This is a genomic window from Riemerella anatipestifer, from assembly GCF_035666175.1.
Classification (GTDB): Bacteria; Bacteroidota; Bacteroidia; order Flavobacteriales; family Weeksellaceae; genus Riemerella; species Riemerella anatipestifer_D.
This window is the reverse complement of sequence record NZ_CP142016.1, coordinates 2,314,651-2,330,476: the sequence shown is the minus strand read 5'-3', so window position 1 is coordinate 2,330,476 and position 15,826 is coordinate 2,314,651. Positions and strand designations below refer to the sequence as shown.

The 15,826-nt window shown below is 37.7% G+C and carries 13 protein-coding genes and 2 pseudogenes; 6 read left to right on the top strand and 9 right to left on the bottom strand.

Going from position 1 to position 15,826, the window contains the following annotated elements:
• Window positions 1-59: 59 nt before the first annotated feature.
• Both VIX88_RS11720 and VIX88_RS11715 read left to right on the top strand, forming a co-directional pair.
• A complete protein-coding gene (locus VIX88_RS11720; protein ID WP_214193894.1) occupies window positions 60-2,171 on the top strand; it encodes a reprolysin-like metallopeptidase in 2,112 nt (703 codons plus the stop codon).
• A gap of 94 nt (window positions 2,172-2,265) precedes the next feature.
• A complete protein-coding gene (locus VIX88_RS11715) occupies window positions 2,266-3,093 on the top strand; it encodes a M23 family metallopeptidase (protein ID WP_109475509.1) in 828 nt (275 codons plus the stop codon).
• Window positions 3,094-3,097: 4 nt separating this feature from the next.
• On the opposite strand, the gene VIX88_RS11710 is transcribed toward VIX88_RS11715, so the two are convergent.
• Window positions 3,098-3,775 carry a TIGR02117 family protein gene (locus tag VIX88_RS11710; RefSeq protein ID WP_064971023.1) on the bottom strand — a complete coding sequence of 226 codons (678 nt, stop codon included), beginning with the start codon at window positions 3,773-3,775 and terminating at the stop codon, window positions 3,098-3,100.
• A 592-nt stretch (window positions 3,776-4,367) separates the two neighbouring features.
• Between VIX88_RS11710 and VIX88_RS11705 the strand changes: the two genes are divergently transcribed.
• The gene (locus VIX88_RS11705) at window positions 4,368-4,751 is read left to right on the top strand and encodes an HU family DNA-binding protein (RefSeq protein ID WP_064971328.1); all 384 of its coding nucleotides are present in this window, start codon (window positions 4,368-4,370) and stop codon (window positions 4,749-4,751) included.
• 168 nt (window positions 4,752-4,919) lie between these two features.
• Window positions 4,920-6,719: a hypothetical protein gene (locus VIX88_RS11700; protein WP_214193893.1), complete on the top strand. Its 1,800-nt coding sequence runs from the start codon at window positions 4,920-4,922 to the stop codon at window positions 6,717-6,719.
• A gap of 75 nt (window positions 6,720-6,794) precedes the next feature.
• Here the strand turns inward: VIX88_RS11700 and queG are convergent, their stop codons facing one another.
• Window positions 6,795-7,733: a tRNA epoxyqueuosine(34) reductase QueG gene (queG, locus tag VIX88_RS11695; protein WP_064969993.1), complete on the bottom strand. Its 939-nt coding sequence runs from the start codon at window positions 7,731-7,733 to the stop codon at window positions 6,795-6,797.
• A 93-nt stretch (window positions 7,734-7,826) separates the two neighbouring features.
• On the opposite strand from queG, the gene VIX88_RS11690 reads away from it, so the two are divergent.
• Entirely contained in the window at window positions 7,827-8,111 is a 285-nt protein-coding gene (locus VIX88_RS11690) for a rhodanese-like domain-containing protein (RefSeq protein WP_064969991.1), read from the top strand.
• A 44-nt stretch (window positions 8,112-8,155) separates the two neighbouring features.
• Here VIX88_RS11690 and VIX88_RS11685 read toward each other — a convergent pair.
• The 6 genes and pseudogenes from VIX88_RS11685 to VIX88_RS11660 form a co-directional block, all read right to left on the bottom strand.
• Window positions 8,156-8,257: pseudogene (locus tag VIX88_RS11685) on the bottom strand (GNAT family N-acetyltransferase); the annotation flags it as partial.
• Between the two features lie 4 nt (window positions 8,258-8,261).
• Entirely contained in the window at window positions 8,262-9,047 is a 786-nt protein-coding gene (locus VIX88_RS11680) for a GLPGLI family protein (RefSeq protein WP_222535095.1), read from the bottom strand.
• A 110-nt stretch (window positions 9,048-9,157) separates the two neighbouring features.
• Entirely contained in the window at window positions 9,158-9,655 is a 498-nt protein-coding gene (locus tag VIX88_RS11675; RefSeq protein ID WP_109475507.1) for a GNAT family N-acetyltransferase, read from the bottom strand.
• 185 nt (window positions 9,656-9,840) lie between these two features.
• The gene (locus VIX88_RS11670; protein WP_064969985.1) at window positions 9,841-10,851 is read right to left on the bottom strand and encodes an NAD(P)H-dependent glycerol-3-phosphate dehydrogenase; all 1,011 of its coding nucleotides are present in this window, start codon (window positions 10,849-10,851) and stop codon (window positions 9,841-9,843) included.
• Window positions 10,852-10,884: 33 nt separating this feature from the next.
• Window positions 10,885-11,716, bottom strand: a pseudogene (prmA, locus tag VIX88_RS11665) (50S ribosomal protein L11 methyltransferase).
• Between the two features lie 47 nt (window positions 11,717-11,763).
• The gene (locus VIX88_RS11660; protein WP_064969981.1) at window positions 11,764-12,993 is read right to left on the bottom strand and encodes an ABC transporter permease; all 1,230 of its coding nucleotides are present in this window, start codon (window positions 12,991-12,993) and stop codon (window positions 11,764-11,766) included.
• Between the two features lie 5 nt (window positions 12,994-12,998).
• Between VIX88_RS11660 and VIX88_RS11655 the strand changes: the two genes are divergently transcribed.
• The gene (locus VIX88_RS11655) at window positions 12,999-14,228 is read left to right on the top strand and encodes an exo-beta-N-acetylmuramidase NamZ domain-containing protein (RefSeq protein ID WP_185116891.1); all 1,230 of its coding nucleotides are present in this window, start codon (window positions 12,999-13,001) and stop codon (window positions 14,226-14,228) included.
• Window positions 14,229-14,421: 193 nt separating this feature from the next.
• Here the strand turns inward: VIX88_RS11655 and lpdA are convergent, their stop codons facing one another.
• Window positions 14,422-15,825 (bottom strand): dihydrolipoyl dehydrogenase, encoded by a 1,404-nt coding sequence (gene lpdA / locus VIX88_RS11650; RefSeq protein ID WP_154212561.1) that lies wholly within the window; start codon window positions 15,823-15,825, stop codon window positions 14,422-14,424.
• Window position 15,826 lies beyond the last annotated feature (1 nt).

The following is a 15,826-nucleotide window of genomic DNA, read 5'->3' as shown; positions in this document are numbered from 1 at the left end:
CCGCTGTTTTTAATTGGAGACTAAATTTTGTACCTTTGCCAACTCTTTTTAGAAAAAAAATGATGAATAAATCTGTTATCTTACTATTTAATTTTTTATTTCTTGGTTTATACAGCATAAAGGCACAGACAAATGATTCTGTAACTATTAAACTCCTAAATAGCTGTGCACAATCTAAAGAAACTTTAATTTGGAAGAAAAGCTCTACCACACCATCGAGAAAAGAAATTAGTACTTACTTAGGCTATAATACTAATAACCAACTGATAGTAGTAGCTTCTGTACAAGGAACTAATGTAGAATGTAGCAGCATAGAAGACGCCGAAGAAGAGCATTCTTGCCATATAATAAAGCAAAACAACACCCCATCTCGTAAAAAAAGAAGCCTAGATAACCTAGAAAATAGAACATTGCAAAACATCAGCTCTGACGAAACTTTGCTCTTCAAAGACAATGTACTAAGAACTTACAGACTGGCACTTGCTGTTACACCCACAATTTTCAAAAGATTATTTGATAGCAATAACGATAAAGTTTATGCCTTTTGGAGCCGAGCAGAAGCCTATCTAAATGAACTCTACCTTAGAGATGTTGGGGTTAAATTTGAGGTAATTGCAGACGATAGGCTCATCAACATAAGCCAATATCCTAGTGATAATGTTTATAATGCCTCTACCATAATTAGTAGCTCTACAAGCGTCATCAATCAACTCATTGGAAGCAAAAACTATGATTTAGGACTCGTAGTTGCCAATATTAATTACAACGGACTCGCAATGCAAAGTGCCGCTTATATAAACTCCCTAAAAGCTAATGCTACTGCCAGACCTTTTCTAGCTACCATTGCCCACGAAATAGGACACCTCTTTGGTGCTGACCATACCTTTACAGAATCTATCAATAGCTCTGGCTCTGCCCAAACCGAACCTCTAAGAGGAACTTCTATTATGAGCTATGGTACCCCAAGAGATTTCTTTTCGCTTCCTAGCATCTATCAAATAAAGAAAGGGCTTGCCAAAGCTCCTTACTATACAAATAAGGAAAGAACCATAGTAGTTGGAGAATACTCTTCCGTTTCTAATATTCCTTATGGCGAAGTCCTCAATAATACTTCCCCTGTAATCCTCAATAATTTTGAACCTACCTATACCATACCCATCAACACTTGTTTTGAGTTTGATATTACAGCCTCCGATGATGATGGCGACCGCCTTTTCTATCTGGCCCACCAATCAGATATGTATCCTTATAGATTAACTCCTGAAAGACGAGCCCTTTTTATGTCCAAGAAAATGAACCCTAACCCTGTAGTAGAATTTAAAAACGAATATGTTGATGGGTTCTACTTGCTTGGGTTACCCTCATCTTCATCAGGAGCTATTGCAGATTTTTGGGTTGCCGTAGCCGACCAAAAACTTGACGCCAACACTCCTCATATCACAATGTATGATGTCAAAAATATTACAGTTATGGCAAACCCAAGCTATAAACCATTCCGCATCACCTCTACCCTACAACCAAGCTATAACGGAGGAGAAACCATCCCGCTTACTTGGGAAATGGACGAAAGTATGAAGGCTCAATACGACAAAGTAAGCATCTCCATTTCCGATGATTTTGGAAAAACTTACACGCTATTAGCAGATGATGTTCCGAATACTGGTCAATACCAACTCACTTTACCTAATAAAGCCATAACAACCGCCTCCGTACGAGATAGAGAAGTCCCTGCAGGTATCATCAAAATAAAACCTAAGAACAGTATCATCTTCGCCTTGACCAATTACCAACCCTTTAGTTCCAATGAATCTGATGCCACGGTATTAGGTGGTTTTACGCTTACGCCTACGGCAGCCATCAGCACACCTAAAAGCAAATGCTACAAACCTGCCAACACCTCCAAAGAGGCTCTACCTACCAAAGTAGTCATCTCTACTCTTAGTAACAACGACCAAATTACAAATAGCTCCAAAGGAGGCTTTATAAAGTTGGTATCTAATAACAAACCTTTTGTTATTACAAGGCTCACTACCGACGAAAGAGACCAAATAGCAGACCCCAAAGAAGGTATGCTGATATGGAACATTACCAAGCAATGTTTGGAGCTGTATAAAGACTTTGGCTCTGGTACCATGCAGTGGGATTGTATTACTGAAGGTTGCAATGAGTAGACAAAAGTTTAGCACTTTTTAACATATAAGGACACAATTATTAAAGCTAAAGCTCGTTAAACTGTATTAAATTTGCAACCTTAATTTTTTAGGAATGAAAAACATCAATAACAAATATATATTAGGAGGACTTTTTTTGATAATACTACTGCAATCTCTTTTTATAATTAAACTCTATTCTGAAAAGGACGACAAACAATACGAAGTCAACCTCGTTAAAATCAATACCCAAAAGGATAGTGTAGATTACTCCAAAATAAAACAAGATTTAGGACTTATACACAGTACCGTAAAAGATTTGCATCGTTTCTTAGTTTCTAAGCAGGTAGTTAATTCCAACATAGAAAACCTCGCTCAAGACAGCCTTAACAATAGTGTCTATCTCGCCAAAATGGCTAACAGATACAGCCAATACTTGGTAGATTTACAAGAAAAACTTCAGACTGTACCACTGGGCATTCCTACAGAAGGCTATATATCCTCTAATTTTGGAAAGAGAAAAAATCCTATTCCTCCTAAAACTGTTTTGGCTTCTCTAAAACCTTCTACCAAAACAAATATAGACTCTGTCACTACCAAAATAAACTCCACTCCAAAAGAGCCAGAACAAATGCAATTTCATAAAGGGATAGACATTGCAGTAAGCATCGGCAAAGACATCAAAAGTGCCGCTGCAGGAACCATACTTTTTGCAGGAGAGAAAAGTGGCTACGGCAAATGCGTGATTATCTCTCACGGCAACGGACTAGCCACTCTCTACGGACACCTCTCGCAAGTCTTGGTAAAGGCTAACGATAAGATAAAAGCAGGAGAAACCATTGCCAAATCAGGAAATACAGGACGCTCCACAGGACCGCACTTGCATTACGAAGTCCACAAGAACGGTACTCCCATTAACCCGAAATTATTTTTAACCCTTTAGAGGTTTATCGGTAGTGCCTGAAAATACCGAAATCTGTAGGCGTCCATAACGCTGCTTTTTGCCCTGCCGCCTTTAGACCATTATTTGCCCAAGTGTTGCAGGTGTGCATAAAACTATAGCTTCCTTTAGCTTCGTAGAAAGCATCGTTAGAGCCATACACCGCATCGGTTTTTATGAGTATCGTCTTGCCACTTTCATCGGTATCGAAACTTTCCTTTACAAAGCGAACAAGGTTAGCGTATTGCGTTTCTGTAAGCATTATTTTCTTGCAGTCTTCGCCTTCTTTCATTTTAGCGTAGTAAGTACAGTGCATTGCCGACTCGCCCAGCCCAAATGCCGCATTAAACGCCGTAGAAAACTTTAAGTCTGCCCATTCTGGCGTATCTAGGTAGAAGCCTTTATCTCCCCAGCCTACTGCTAGATAGGGTAAGTTTTCGTTTTGCGAACGCGTATTTTTGTAAGGCACCACCTCGCTCCAATTGATGAGTGGCGTCTGGGTAGGCATTACCAAATCGGTATGGACGCCATTGGTATAGATGTAAACAGGAATAGTCTTCGCCTCGCTCACACGCTCCTCCGCAACAGGTATCAGCGGTAATAGCAGACCTAACAAGACATACACCACCACAAACCCTACCACAGCACCTAATGCTTTCAGTAGAAAAACTAATATCTTTTTCATTTTTTATCAGAATAAGTAAGCCACGAAGATAACTTTTTATTTTATTCATCAAAATATTTTCTCTCTAAAAACTTGTGTACTTTAACAAAAGGTTATAAGTTTGCTTCATATTTATGCTGCACCATATCAATTACATACAAGAAAATGCAAAAAAACTACACAAAAATTTGGTAGTTCCAAATAATTGTGTAAACACACACACAAAGTAGTTTCGTGGGTATGTGTCCGATTATTTAGACTTTTATCGTTAAACCAAAATACCGTTCTGCCAATCTTCGTTGGTGGCTTTTCGTGTTTATACTATTCTAATTTTAGCTTTCATCAATATCTACTAAAAGCACCATTGTTTTGTCTAATAACATGGTCGTTCTTGTTGGGTGCTTTTAGTGTTCAGAAAGGGAGTTTTTGCTTTCTTTCTGCTTTAGCCTTTCCTCTCGTTTTGTGTGTGTTTAGAGAGGGAAGGCGTTTTTTAAGGTTAGAGGTTAGATATGAGAGATTAGAACTTAGTATAGCCTCATCAGCCCTTAAGACCAACCTCCAACCTCTAATAGCCACCAAACATTAACAACTAACATCTAAAAACTAAATCTTTATGCCAATTAAGTACAAAGTGATTCAGAAAGGGCAACCAGGAGTTGCCGGTGGAGGCGAGAAAAAATATTATGCCTCTGCCAATGTAGTCAGCGAAAAAACTTTAGCAGGTCTGACTAAAGACATCGAGAAAATTTCAACAGTAAGCGGAGCGGACATCAGAGCGGTGCTTTATGCTTTGGTAGATGTAATGCAGTCTTCTCTAGCAGACGGACAAATTATCCGTTTAGGAGAACTCGGTAGTATGAGGGTGAGCATCAGTAGCGAGGGTAAAGCTAAGGAAGAGGAAGTAACCTCAGCAGCTATTAAAAATGCCAAGGTAGTCTTCACCCCAGGTTCTGACCTGAAAAAAATGCTGGCAACGCTAAGCTACGAAAAGCTCTAGCAGAGGGTAATAAAACCGCACGCGTGAAAAAAAAATCCGCAGGCGTGCGGTTGGGCAACCACAGGCGTGAAAATTTAAACGAGACGCCTGCGGTTTTAAGCCCAAAGGAAATCAAGTAAAAAACGGTTACGAGAAAATAAATTATTAACAACTTTAAAATTAAATTTTATGAAAACAACAGCTACAAAATTAAGTGTGTTAGCCTTTCTAGGACTAGGGCTAGTAGCTTATGGGCAAAGTGGTAAGGTAGGTATTAACACTGGTAAACCTGCAGCTACACTAGAGGTACAACCTACCTCAACTAACTTAGCTGGTACGACTAACGAGGGGTTCATCGCTCCAAAACTTTCTAAAACGCGTATTGCTGCTATTGCTAGCCCTGTAGAAGGGACATTAGTGTATGCCACAGATGAAGCCGACAGTAAAATTTCGGACTATACAGGTACAGATACCAAAGTAGCCAAAATCACAGAAAAAGGCTACTACTATTATAATGGCACAGAGTGGGTAAAGAGTACCGCAGGAACCTATAACGAAATTTGGAAGGAGAATAAGTTTATGGACGGAAGTATTCTTAGAAGAGAGGTTATACTCCCATTCTTAGACTCAGAGGGAGAGAAAAGAAATGGGATAACTGCTTCTTTCCAATCTACAGATAAATTGAATGAGCTTGGTTTTTCACTATCGGCTTATGGAATAGGAATGAAAAGATATAATAACTCGATTTCCCCTACTGCATTAGTTTTAGAAAGATTGAGAGGGACAATAGATGCCCCTACTGCTATACAGAAAGATGATGTGTTAGGACAAATATACTTTAGAGTAGGAGACCCTATGGGTACTTTTTCAGGAGATAGAAATGCTTCATTTTTCAGATCATCAGTATTAGAATATAATGATTTGAATTCGTTTTCATCTGAATTAGCTTGGGGAGTTAGACGAACAACAGACTCTAAGCCCTATTTTGCCATGTTCCTCTCTCCTGATGCAGGTCTTGGAATAGGTAATAAAGCTACCGATGAACGCCTTTTGGTAAGAGGAACTCCTGTTCATCAAAACATTGTTAAATTTAAGTCTGATACCAATATTGATGCTTTTTGGATTACTAACCAATCGCATACTTACACCCGCTCATTTACAGTATTAGGAGAAGGGGCAGTAGGCTCTGTAATCAATATTGAAAATAACTCTAAAACGGGAGCTACACAAGCCAACAGATGGATGTGGTTTAACGCCTACGATGCTACCCCAACCGACCCTGCATCCGCATACAGAGAAGGGTTGCACTTGTGGTCTTACAATACAGATGATTCTGCTCCAAGCTCAGGACCTAAACTCATTATTAGGGACAACGGAAATGTAGGGATAGGTGGTGCTTACGCTTATAAGATAAACCCTGATATTGATGAGAAACTAGTAGTGGGTGGCTCTATTAAATCTACTGCATTAGCAGGTAATGGGCTTAAAAGTGTGATGGCTGATGAAAATGGTAAACTGGTAGTAGGGACTTCCACAACCGCTCTAGGCTTATGGACTAATGATGCTAATAATAATTTAGCTAGATTGGCTACCACTTCTGATGGCACTACTGCTAGAACTAATGATAACCGAGTTACCATAGCAGACGACGGAGCGGTTACAGCTAAAGGGTTTATGGGATACAGCGGAGCCACCACTTTCCCAGACTATGTATTCCAAAAGTATTATACAGGTACTTCTAGTCTCAAGGCAGACTATAGCTTTAAAACCCTTAGTCAAGTAGAAGACTTTGTAAAGACTAATGGACATTTGCCAGGGTATCAATCTGCAGAAGCTATCAAAAAGCAAGGTTATATAGACCTTATGGCAACTCAACTGACCAATGTAGAGAAGATAGAAGAACTCTATTTACACCTTTTAGAGAAGGACAAAGAAGTAAAGGAGTTAAAAGCTAGATTAGAAAAGCTAGAAGCTCTACTAGCAAAATAGGTTATAATACCTTACTCTAAAAACACGCCCCATTGCACTACAACATGCAATGGGGTTTTTATTACTACTCATTATTTAGTCTGATAGCTCTTGGTCTAAAAAAGAAATATTCCGTTGTAGTCCTGCAAACTTAGTCCTTTTAACAGGCGATTTTCTAAATATTTCGGAAAACAAATCTTGAGTAAGCTCTCTCCATTCCCTTTTAGTAAAGTTTTTAAGGGCAGGATTAGGGTTAAACAAAGGCTGATTGTGAGGTTTAGAAAAACGGTTCCATGGGCAAACCTCTTGGCAAATATCACACCCAAACATCCAGTCTTGCATATTAGACCTAAACGCTGCAGGAATTTCCTCCTTGAGTTCTATGGTAGCATACGAAATGCAACGGCTGCCGTCTATAATTTTTTCATTAACAATAGCATTGGTAGGACAGGCATCTATACAACGCGTGCAGCGTCCGCAATGGTCGGTTGTAGGAGCGTCTGGCTCTAGCTCCAAATCGCAAATAATTTCGGCTAGAAAGAAAAAAGACCCGCTTTTCTTAGAAATTAGGTTAGCATTCTTCCCCACCCAGCCAATTCCAGATTTTTTTGCCCACGCCCGTTCCAGCACAGGTGCAGAGTCCACAAATACTCTAAAGCCAAAAGCTCCTATCTCTTCCTGAAGCTCTGCAACCATATCCCTCAAAATATCTTTAATAACCTCGTGGTAATCTCTACCATACGCATACTTTGATATTTTAAAGTTATCTATGGTGGGCAATTCCTCTTGCGGAAAGTAATTATACGACAACGAAATAACGGAGCGAGAGCCTTCCACCAGTAGCCTTGGGTCTAAACGCTTGTCAAAATGGTTTTCCATATAAGACATCTTACCGTGATAGCCCTTTTTTAGCCACACTTCTAGCCGAGGCGATTCCTCCTCCAAAAATGCAGCCTGCGAAATACCACAAGACTGAAAGCCAAAAGCTTTGGCTTTATTTTTTATCAGCTGGGTATAGTGGGCTTTTTTGTTCACAGGTGCAAAAGTATAAATTTAATGCCTAAAATTTGGGTATTGTGCTAATCTCTTCTATCTTTACGCTTCTAAACCTTATAATTTAACAATATCATGATTGAAGAAGTATTAAAATCAGGAAATTACCACCTTATAGATGTAAGAGAGCCGATGGAGCTAGAAATGGACGGAAACATAGAAGCCGCTAAAAACATTCCACTAGGAGAATTAGAAGACCGAAAAGAGGAAGTTACCAGCCTAGACGGCAATGTAATCTTGTTTTGTAGAAGTGGCAACAGAAGTGGCAGAGCCGTAGAATATTTTAAATCTCTTGGGCTTACTAATGTCTATAATGGTGGTGGCTACTCTGACCTAAAGGAAGTTTTAGATAACCTCTAAACCTTTACTGACTCATAAAAAAGGTGGCAATAAGCCACCTTTTTTTATTTTAAAACTTTCTCAAAGGTTTTCCTAGGGCTTCCCCTAAAGTAAACCTCTCCACAATACTGATAACCTAAATGCTGTAAAATATGGAGCTTTGGTTCTCAATCATCTCTCTATAAAATTATTATATATTCTAACCTTCGCTTGATAGTTTTCTTCAAGTCTTTTTTTACTTTCTTGGTCTGCAAAGTCATAGAGAACTTGTGCAGGTCTTGCATGCATCGCATTTTTAAATACCTTCAAATACTCAGAGTAAGTTTTAACTGTCTTTTCGTTAGCATTCTCTATTATACACTCTTTTACATTCATCCTATCCGATTTTTTTATAGAAATCAATTCAAAACGTACATCTCCCATATCATCTTCTGCTTCTAAGACTAAACCAGGTAAGCCAAAAAATTTAAACGGTCCCGCAGGAATAGGTATTTCTGTAGTGTACCAAACGGTATAATTTCTTCCTGAAAGTTTACCCATAGCTTTTTTAGCAGTATATTCTCCTATTTTTTTTGTTTGTGTATCTAACATCCATTTGGTATCTACTTTCCATTCAAATTTGAAACCTTCATCATTTATTCGAGTATGTTGTGTTATAATGTTATTTTTTAAATCTCCTGTAATATATTCACTTTGAAATCCTTTTTTTCTAGGAACAGAAAGCACCCCAAAATCCATATTAGCTCTAAGTTTCAATCTTAAAGAATCTGACTGAATCCTTGCCTCTGAAACATATAATGTCTCATTACCATCAATAAATAACCTAACATCATAGGGAACTACAGCTTCTTGCGTTGTAAGAGAATCTATACGGTGAAACACACGGTAGTCCACTCTAAGCTGAGATATTAAAACTTGAAAACAGAATAAAGAAAACAATATATAGACTCTTACCATTAAATCACTATATAGAATATAATATTTTTGCAATTGCTAATGTATAACATTTAGGATAATCATTTTCTTTTAGATTCCTCAATAAATAGGTTAATCAGCAAAAGCCCTTTTTATTTTAGAACTTTTTCAAAGGCTTTTCTAGGGCTACCTCTAAAGTAAACCTCTCCACAATACTGATAACCTAAATGCTGTAAAATGTGGAGCATTGGTTGGTTATCGTAATTGGTATCTACTTTTATACTGTAAATATTTTGTTGTTTCGCCCAACCTTCTATCCACAGGAACATCTGCTTAGAAATCCCTTTTCCTAAGCATTGGTCGTGTACCACTACACGATGCACCACTATATAATCTCCGTTGGATAACCATTCGCCTTCTATATTATCATAGGCTGGTTCGTTATTGAGCATTAGAGCGGCATAGCCCAAGACCTCATCATCTTGAACCCAAACATAGCCCACCCCATCACGAATGTCTTTTTCTACCACACTTCTATTAGGGTAACCATCTTGCCATTGGTTACTGCCGTCTTCCTTTCTTCTCCTAATACCCTGCTGAAGCATCTCCCAAATAATATCTGTATCTTCTATTCTCGCTGGTTGAAACATCTATTTCTGTTTTTCAATATGATATTTTGTAACTTCTAAACACTCTGCTGTGCGTAAGGGATAGAGGCGATATCCTTTATCTTTTGACTGCCAAAGCCCTCGTTAGGGACAAAAGGTAAAGATAAAGCCGAAAGCCCGCCCCCTAGCAGTGGGATTTTCGGCTGATGGAAAGGGGTTACGCCCTATTAGTTTAGTTTGGCAGTGAGCTTTTTGAACTGTTTTTCTACATTTTTGCCTTCGTAGAGAACATTATATACCGTGCTGATGATAGGTAGTTTAAGCCCCTTTTCTTTGGCAGTATTATAGATAGATGCCGCAGCATAGTAGCCTTCTGCCACCATATTCATAGATTGTATCGCCGATTTTACCGTGTAACCTTTGCCCACCAAATTTCCCAAAGACCTGTTTCTGGAAAACAGCGAGTACGCCGTTACCAGTAAATCCCCTAGATAGGCACTTTCGTTAACATCTCTTGGGGCTTCGTAAATGGCTTCTAGGAAGATTTCCATCTCACGAATGGCGTTGGATACATACACCGCTTGGAAATTGTCGCCGTAGCCCAAACCGCTTGCCATACCTGCCCCAATGGCGTAAATATTCTTTAGTATTGCACTATACTCGTTGCCTAGTATATCGCTGCTGGTACTTACCTTAATATAACTAGAAGAAAATAAATCTTTCAGTTTTTGAGCATTTTCTTCTTCTACGGTAGCGACGGTAAGGTACGAGAGGCGTTCCATAGCAACTTCCTCCGCGTGGCAAGGTCCTGCAATTACGGCCTGATTTCTAAACCCTATCTGAAATTGGTCTCTAAGGTAATGTGCTACCACATCGTTATGTTTAGGGACAATCCCTTTTATAGCAGATACAAACAACTTGTTGGAATAATCGCAAGTCATTTTCTCTAAACTGTCCGACAAATAGATAGACGGCGTCGCCAAAATAATAACATCACAAGCGGATACAAGCTGATTAACATCGGTAGTAATATTAAGATAACGCGTGTTAAACATCACCGATTGCAAGTAAGTAGGATTGTGTTTTCTAAGTTCTATGGCTCCTTTTACAAACTCATTACGAACGCACCAATGCACCATTTTTGAGTTCTCTTGAAGCATTTTTACTATGGCTGTAGCAAAACTTCCGCTACCTAAAACACCCACGCTAACTGCTGATTTTTTATCTTTTTTAGCCATTATAGACTTAATTTTGAGTTACAAATATAGCGTTTAGTTTTTTTCTAAAAGCAGACTTACCCACTCTTCTCTTTGCACTTTTTTGTTGAGTGTAAGGTTCTGTGCCATACAAACTTCCATAATGTCTTCTACATCAAAAAAGCATAAGCCTGATAATAACAACTTACCGCCTTTTTCTAACACCGAAACATAAGTTGGAATATCAGAAATAAGAATATTTCTATTGATGTTTGCCAATATAATGTCAAATTTTTCCTGTCCTAAATTCTCGGCAGTGCCTTCTTCTATCCTTAAACTGACTTGGTTTCGGTCTGCGTTTTCTTTGGAATTTTCTACCGACCAAGGGTCTATATCTATGGCTAAAGTATCTCCTGCTTCTTTCAGTTTAGCGAAGATTGCCAATACTGAAGTCCCACAGCCCATATCCAAGATTTTTTTTACCTTTAAAATCCATTTCCAACATTTGCTGAATCATCAGGTAAGTAGTGGCATGATGCCCCGTACCAAAAGACATTTTAGGCTGTATGATAATTTCATAATCCAGCGGTTGAGGCTCGTGAAACTCTGCTCTAATGTAAACTTTATCTTCTACGTTTATGGGCGAAAAGTTTTTTTCCCATTCTTCGTTCCAATTAATATTAGGCATTTCTGTATAGGTATAATCTATCTCCACACCTTTTTGCTCAAAAATATAGAGTGATTTTATCGCGTCTTCGTTTAAATCGTTCTTTGGAATGTAGGCTAAAATACCGTTAGTTTCCTCTGTAAAGCTATCAAAGCCAATATGTATAAGTTCCGCCATTAAAATTTCGCTCCAAGGCTGAGGTGGCGTAATGGTAAATTTGAATTCTAAATAAGATTGCATTCTAATGTATTGTTTCCACAAAAGTACAGAAAAATCACTGATGTACCTTAATTGTATTTAATCGCTTTAACTGGTGATATTTTACTAATTAAATAACTAGGAAAAATAAGTGACACCGCAGACACCAACAAAATCCCTAAAGAAATTGCCACAATGTAAATAGGATTCAAATCTATAGGCACGGTACTGATGTAATAGTTATCAGGATTGAGTTGAACAATGCCCGTCCATTTTTGTAAAAGTAGTAGTCCCAATCCTATAAAATTCCCAACCAACAAACCAGGAACCATAATAAGTAAAGTATAATTGATGAAAATAGCTCGTATTTGAGCATTATTTGCTCCCAAAGTTTTCAATACCCCTATGGAATTGGTGCGTTCTATAATTAAAATAAGCAACACCATTACAATATTGATGACTACAACCACCAACATAATTGTGATAATTAAAGCTATATTGGTATCAAAAATGTTAATCCAATTTACAATTTCTGGATACTTATCTGTTATCTTTTCAGCATAGTTTTTATATCCTATTCTCTCTTCAATCTTTGGAAAAACCTCATCTATTTCTCCCATATCTTTAAGGAAAATATCTATACCTCCTATGGCAGTTTTATCCATATTTTGTATCCTCCTCACATGGTTGATATCTCCTATGATAAATAGGTCGTCTATCATTTTGATATCCGTTTTGTAAATCCCTTTTACTTTGAATTTTCGGTAGATTGGCTTTTGGTCTTCTTTAGAGAAAATAGCCACGATTTCATCGTTTAGTTTAAGCCTTAAATCATTGGCTATTTTTTCTGGTAATATAACCTCATTATTATATCCCTTTTCTGTAAAGTTCGGAACGCTACCTTCCACCAAAAATTTTTCAAATCTTTTGGTATCAAAATCTTTCCCAACACCTTTTAATAAAATCCCAGAGAAATTTTCTTCTGTCCTAAGAATACCACTTACAGACGCATAAGACTGCATACCTTCTACTTCTTGTAAGGTCTTAATTTGATTTATATTGATTTCTTTTAAGTCTAGAACTGAAGAGTTGTAAGACGAATTAGACCTAGTAGATTTCACAGAAATATGCCCCGAAAAATCTCCCATCTTATTTTTGATGGCTTTTTTAGCTCCCAAACCTGTGGCTACCGTAATTAAAGAAACAATGACCCCCAACGCAACAGACAGCCTACCAATAAACACAATCACCTTAGAAAGATTATTTTTGTTATCTTTGGAGAATGCTATTTTTTTAGAAAAATATAATGGAAATTTCAAAACCTATGTATTTAAGCCTCAAAATTAAAAATTTACTATTGATTTGCCTAATTTATTTAGGGTTATCTGGTAGAAACTATGCTCAAAATGGTAACATTTGTCCTGATTTTAAAACAGGAGCCGACCAACCAGAGCTTTATCTTCCTCTATTAAAAAATAAAAAAGTAGGCGTGGTAACCAACCAAACAGGGCTGGTACTAAAACCACAAAAACATAATCCTACTACCCTAGATACACTCAGCATTGTGGATTTCCTAAGAGAAAATACTATAGATATTAGAAGAGTTTTCGCTCCAGAACACGGTTTTAGAGGCGAAGCCGACGCAGGGGAATATGTAAAAAATGGCGTAGATACCAAAACAGGTATTCCCATTATTTCTCTTTATGGTAAAAACAAAAAACCAACCGTAGAGCAAGTCAAAGATTTAGACATTATTCTTTTTGATATTCAAGATGTTGGGGTAAGATTTTACACCTATATTTCAACCCTTGCCTATGTGATGGAAGCTGCCGCAGAGCATAATGTAGAAGTGATTGTACTAGATAGACCTAACCCTCACGACGGCTACACAGATGGACCTATATTAAAGGAAAAATGGACAAGTTTTGTGGGTATGCACCCAGTCCCTATAGTTTATGGATTAACCATTGGCGAGTACGGTAATATGGTAAACGGCGAAGGTTGGCTTAAAAATAAAATAAAAACTAAGTATACCTTAATCCCAATGAAAAATTACCATAAAAAACAACGCTATCCTATACTTAGACGCCCTTCTCCTAACTTACCAAATGATAAGTCTATCAACCTATATCCTTCCCTATGTTTTTTTGAAGGAGCTGAGGTTTCGGTAGGACGCGGCACTGACTATCCTTTCCAAATTTATGGCTCACCATGGACTAAAAAATTAAGTTATAAATTCACTCCAAAGCCTAATTTTGGAGCTAAAAATCCGCCTTTTAACGGACAATTATGCTATGGAGAAAACCTCTCTAAATACTCTAAAGATTTGAGAGAACTTAACCTAGAATGGATAATTACGGCTTACAAAAACTATAAAAATCCTAATAAACCGTTTTTCATCAAAAATCTTTGGTTTGATACTTTAGCAGGGACTGACCAACTAAGGCTTCAAATTATACAAGGAAAAAGCGAAACGGAAATCAAAAAATCTTGGCAAAAAGACTTACAAGAGTTTGAAAAAATTCGTCAGAAGTATATTGTTTATAAAGAATAATACCTAGCTAAATTATATTTATATTGAAAGAATACAGCTCCTAGAACTATTTATAATCCAAATGGAGCAATTTATAGTTCAGGTATTCTCAATTCTTTCAAATTCAATAATTATTGAATAAATACCTATAAAAAATCGCTGTTAGAGAAATTTCTCTAACAGCGATTTTTATATTAATTTATCTATAAATCAATTACATATGCAATGCTCTTTTTCCTGTAGCATCTAAAGCCGCTTCTTTAATAGCCTCTGTAAATGTTGGGTGAGCGTGAGAAATTCTTGAAATATCTTCTGCACTCGCACGGAATTCCATAGCTACTACAGCTTCTGCAATCATATCCGCAGCACGAGCTCCTATCATATGAACTCCTAAAATTTCGTCTGTTTTTTCATCAGCCAATACCTTAATTAGTCCATCAATATCTCCACTCGCACGGCTTCTACCCAAGGCTCTCATTGGGAAACTTCCTACCTTATAAGAAACGCCTTCTTCTTTAAGCTGCTCTTCTGTCTTCCCTACTCCAGCTACTTCTGGCCAAGTGTAAACCACTCCTGGTATTAGATTGTAGTTGATATGAGGTTTTTGCCCTGCCAAAGTTTCTGCTACAAAAACACCTTCTTCTTCCGCCTTGTGGGCCAACATAGCTCCCTTAACCACATCACCAATCGCATAGATGTTAGACACATTAGTCTGAAGATGGTCGTTTACTTTTACTCTTCCTCTTTCGTCTAAATCCACACCTGCGTTCTCTAAGCCTAAACCATCCGTATAAGGTCTTCTTCCCACTGATACTAAGCAATAATCTCCCTCTACACTTACTTCTTCTCCCTTCTTATCTTTAGCCATTACTACTACTGTATCGCCTTTTCTTTCCACCGCAGAAACCGCTGTAGAAAGCATAAATTTCATTCCTTGTTTTTTAAGAACTTTTTGCAATTCTTTAGATAAAGAACCGTCCATTCCTGGGATAATTTTATCTAAATACTCTACCACTGTTACCTCAGAACCAAGTCTTTTGTAAACAGAACCAAGCTCTAGCCCTATAACACCACCACCAATTACGACAAGATGTTTAGGTATTTCTTTCAAATTAAGAGCTTCCGTAGAGGTTATGATTCTTTCTTTATCTAAACTGATAAAAGGTAAAGAAGAAGGCTTAGAACCTGTAGCTATAATGGTATATTTAGACTCAATAGACTCTGTAGAGCCATCATTTTTTGTTACTTTGATTTTAGTTGCCGTTTCAAAACTTCCCACTCCTTCAAAAACTGTAATCTTGTTTTTGTCCATTAGGAAATTAATCCCTTTAGTAGTTTGGTCTACCACTTCGTTTTTTCGCTCTATCATTCTAGCCAAATCTGCTTTAGGCTCGTTGATAACAATCCCGTGGTTTGCAAAGTTATGCTTCGCATTTTCAAAATGCTCCGAACTATCCAAAAGTGCCTTAGACGGAATACATCCTACATTAAGACATGTTCCTCCCAAAGTAGGATATTTCTCTATAATAGCTGTTTTAAAACCTAATTGTGCACAACGAATAGCTGCCACATAACCTCCAGGTCCAGAACCGATAACAGTAACATCAAATTGACTCATT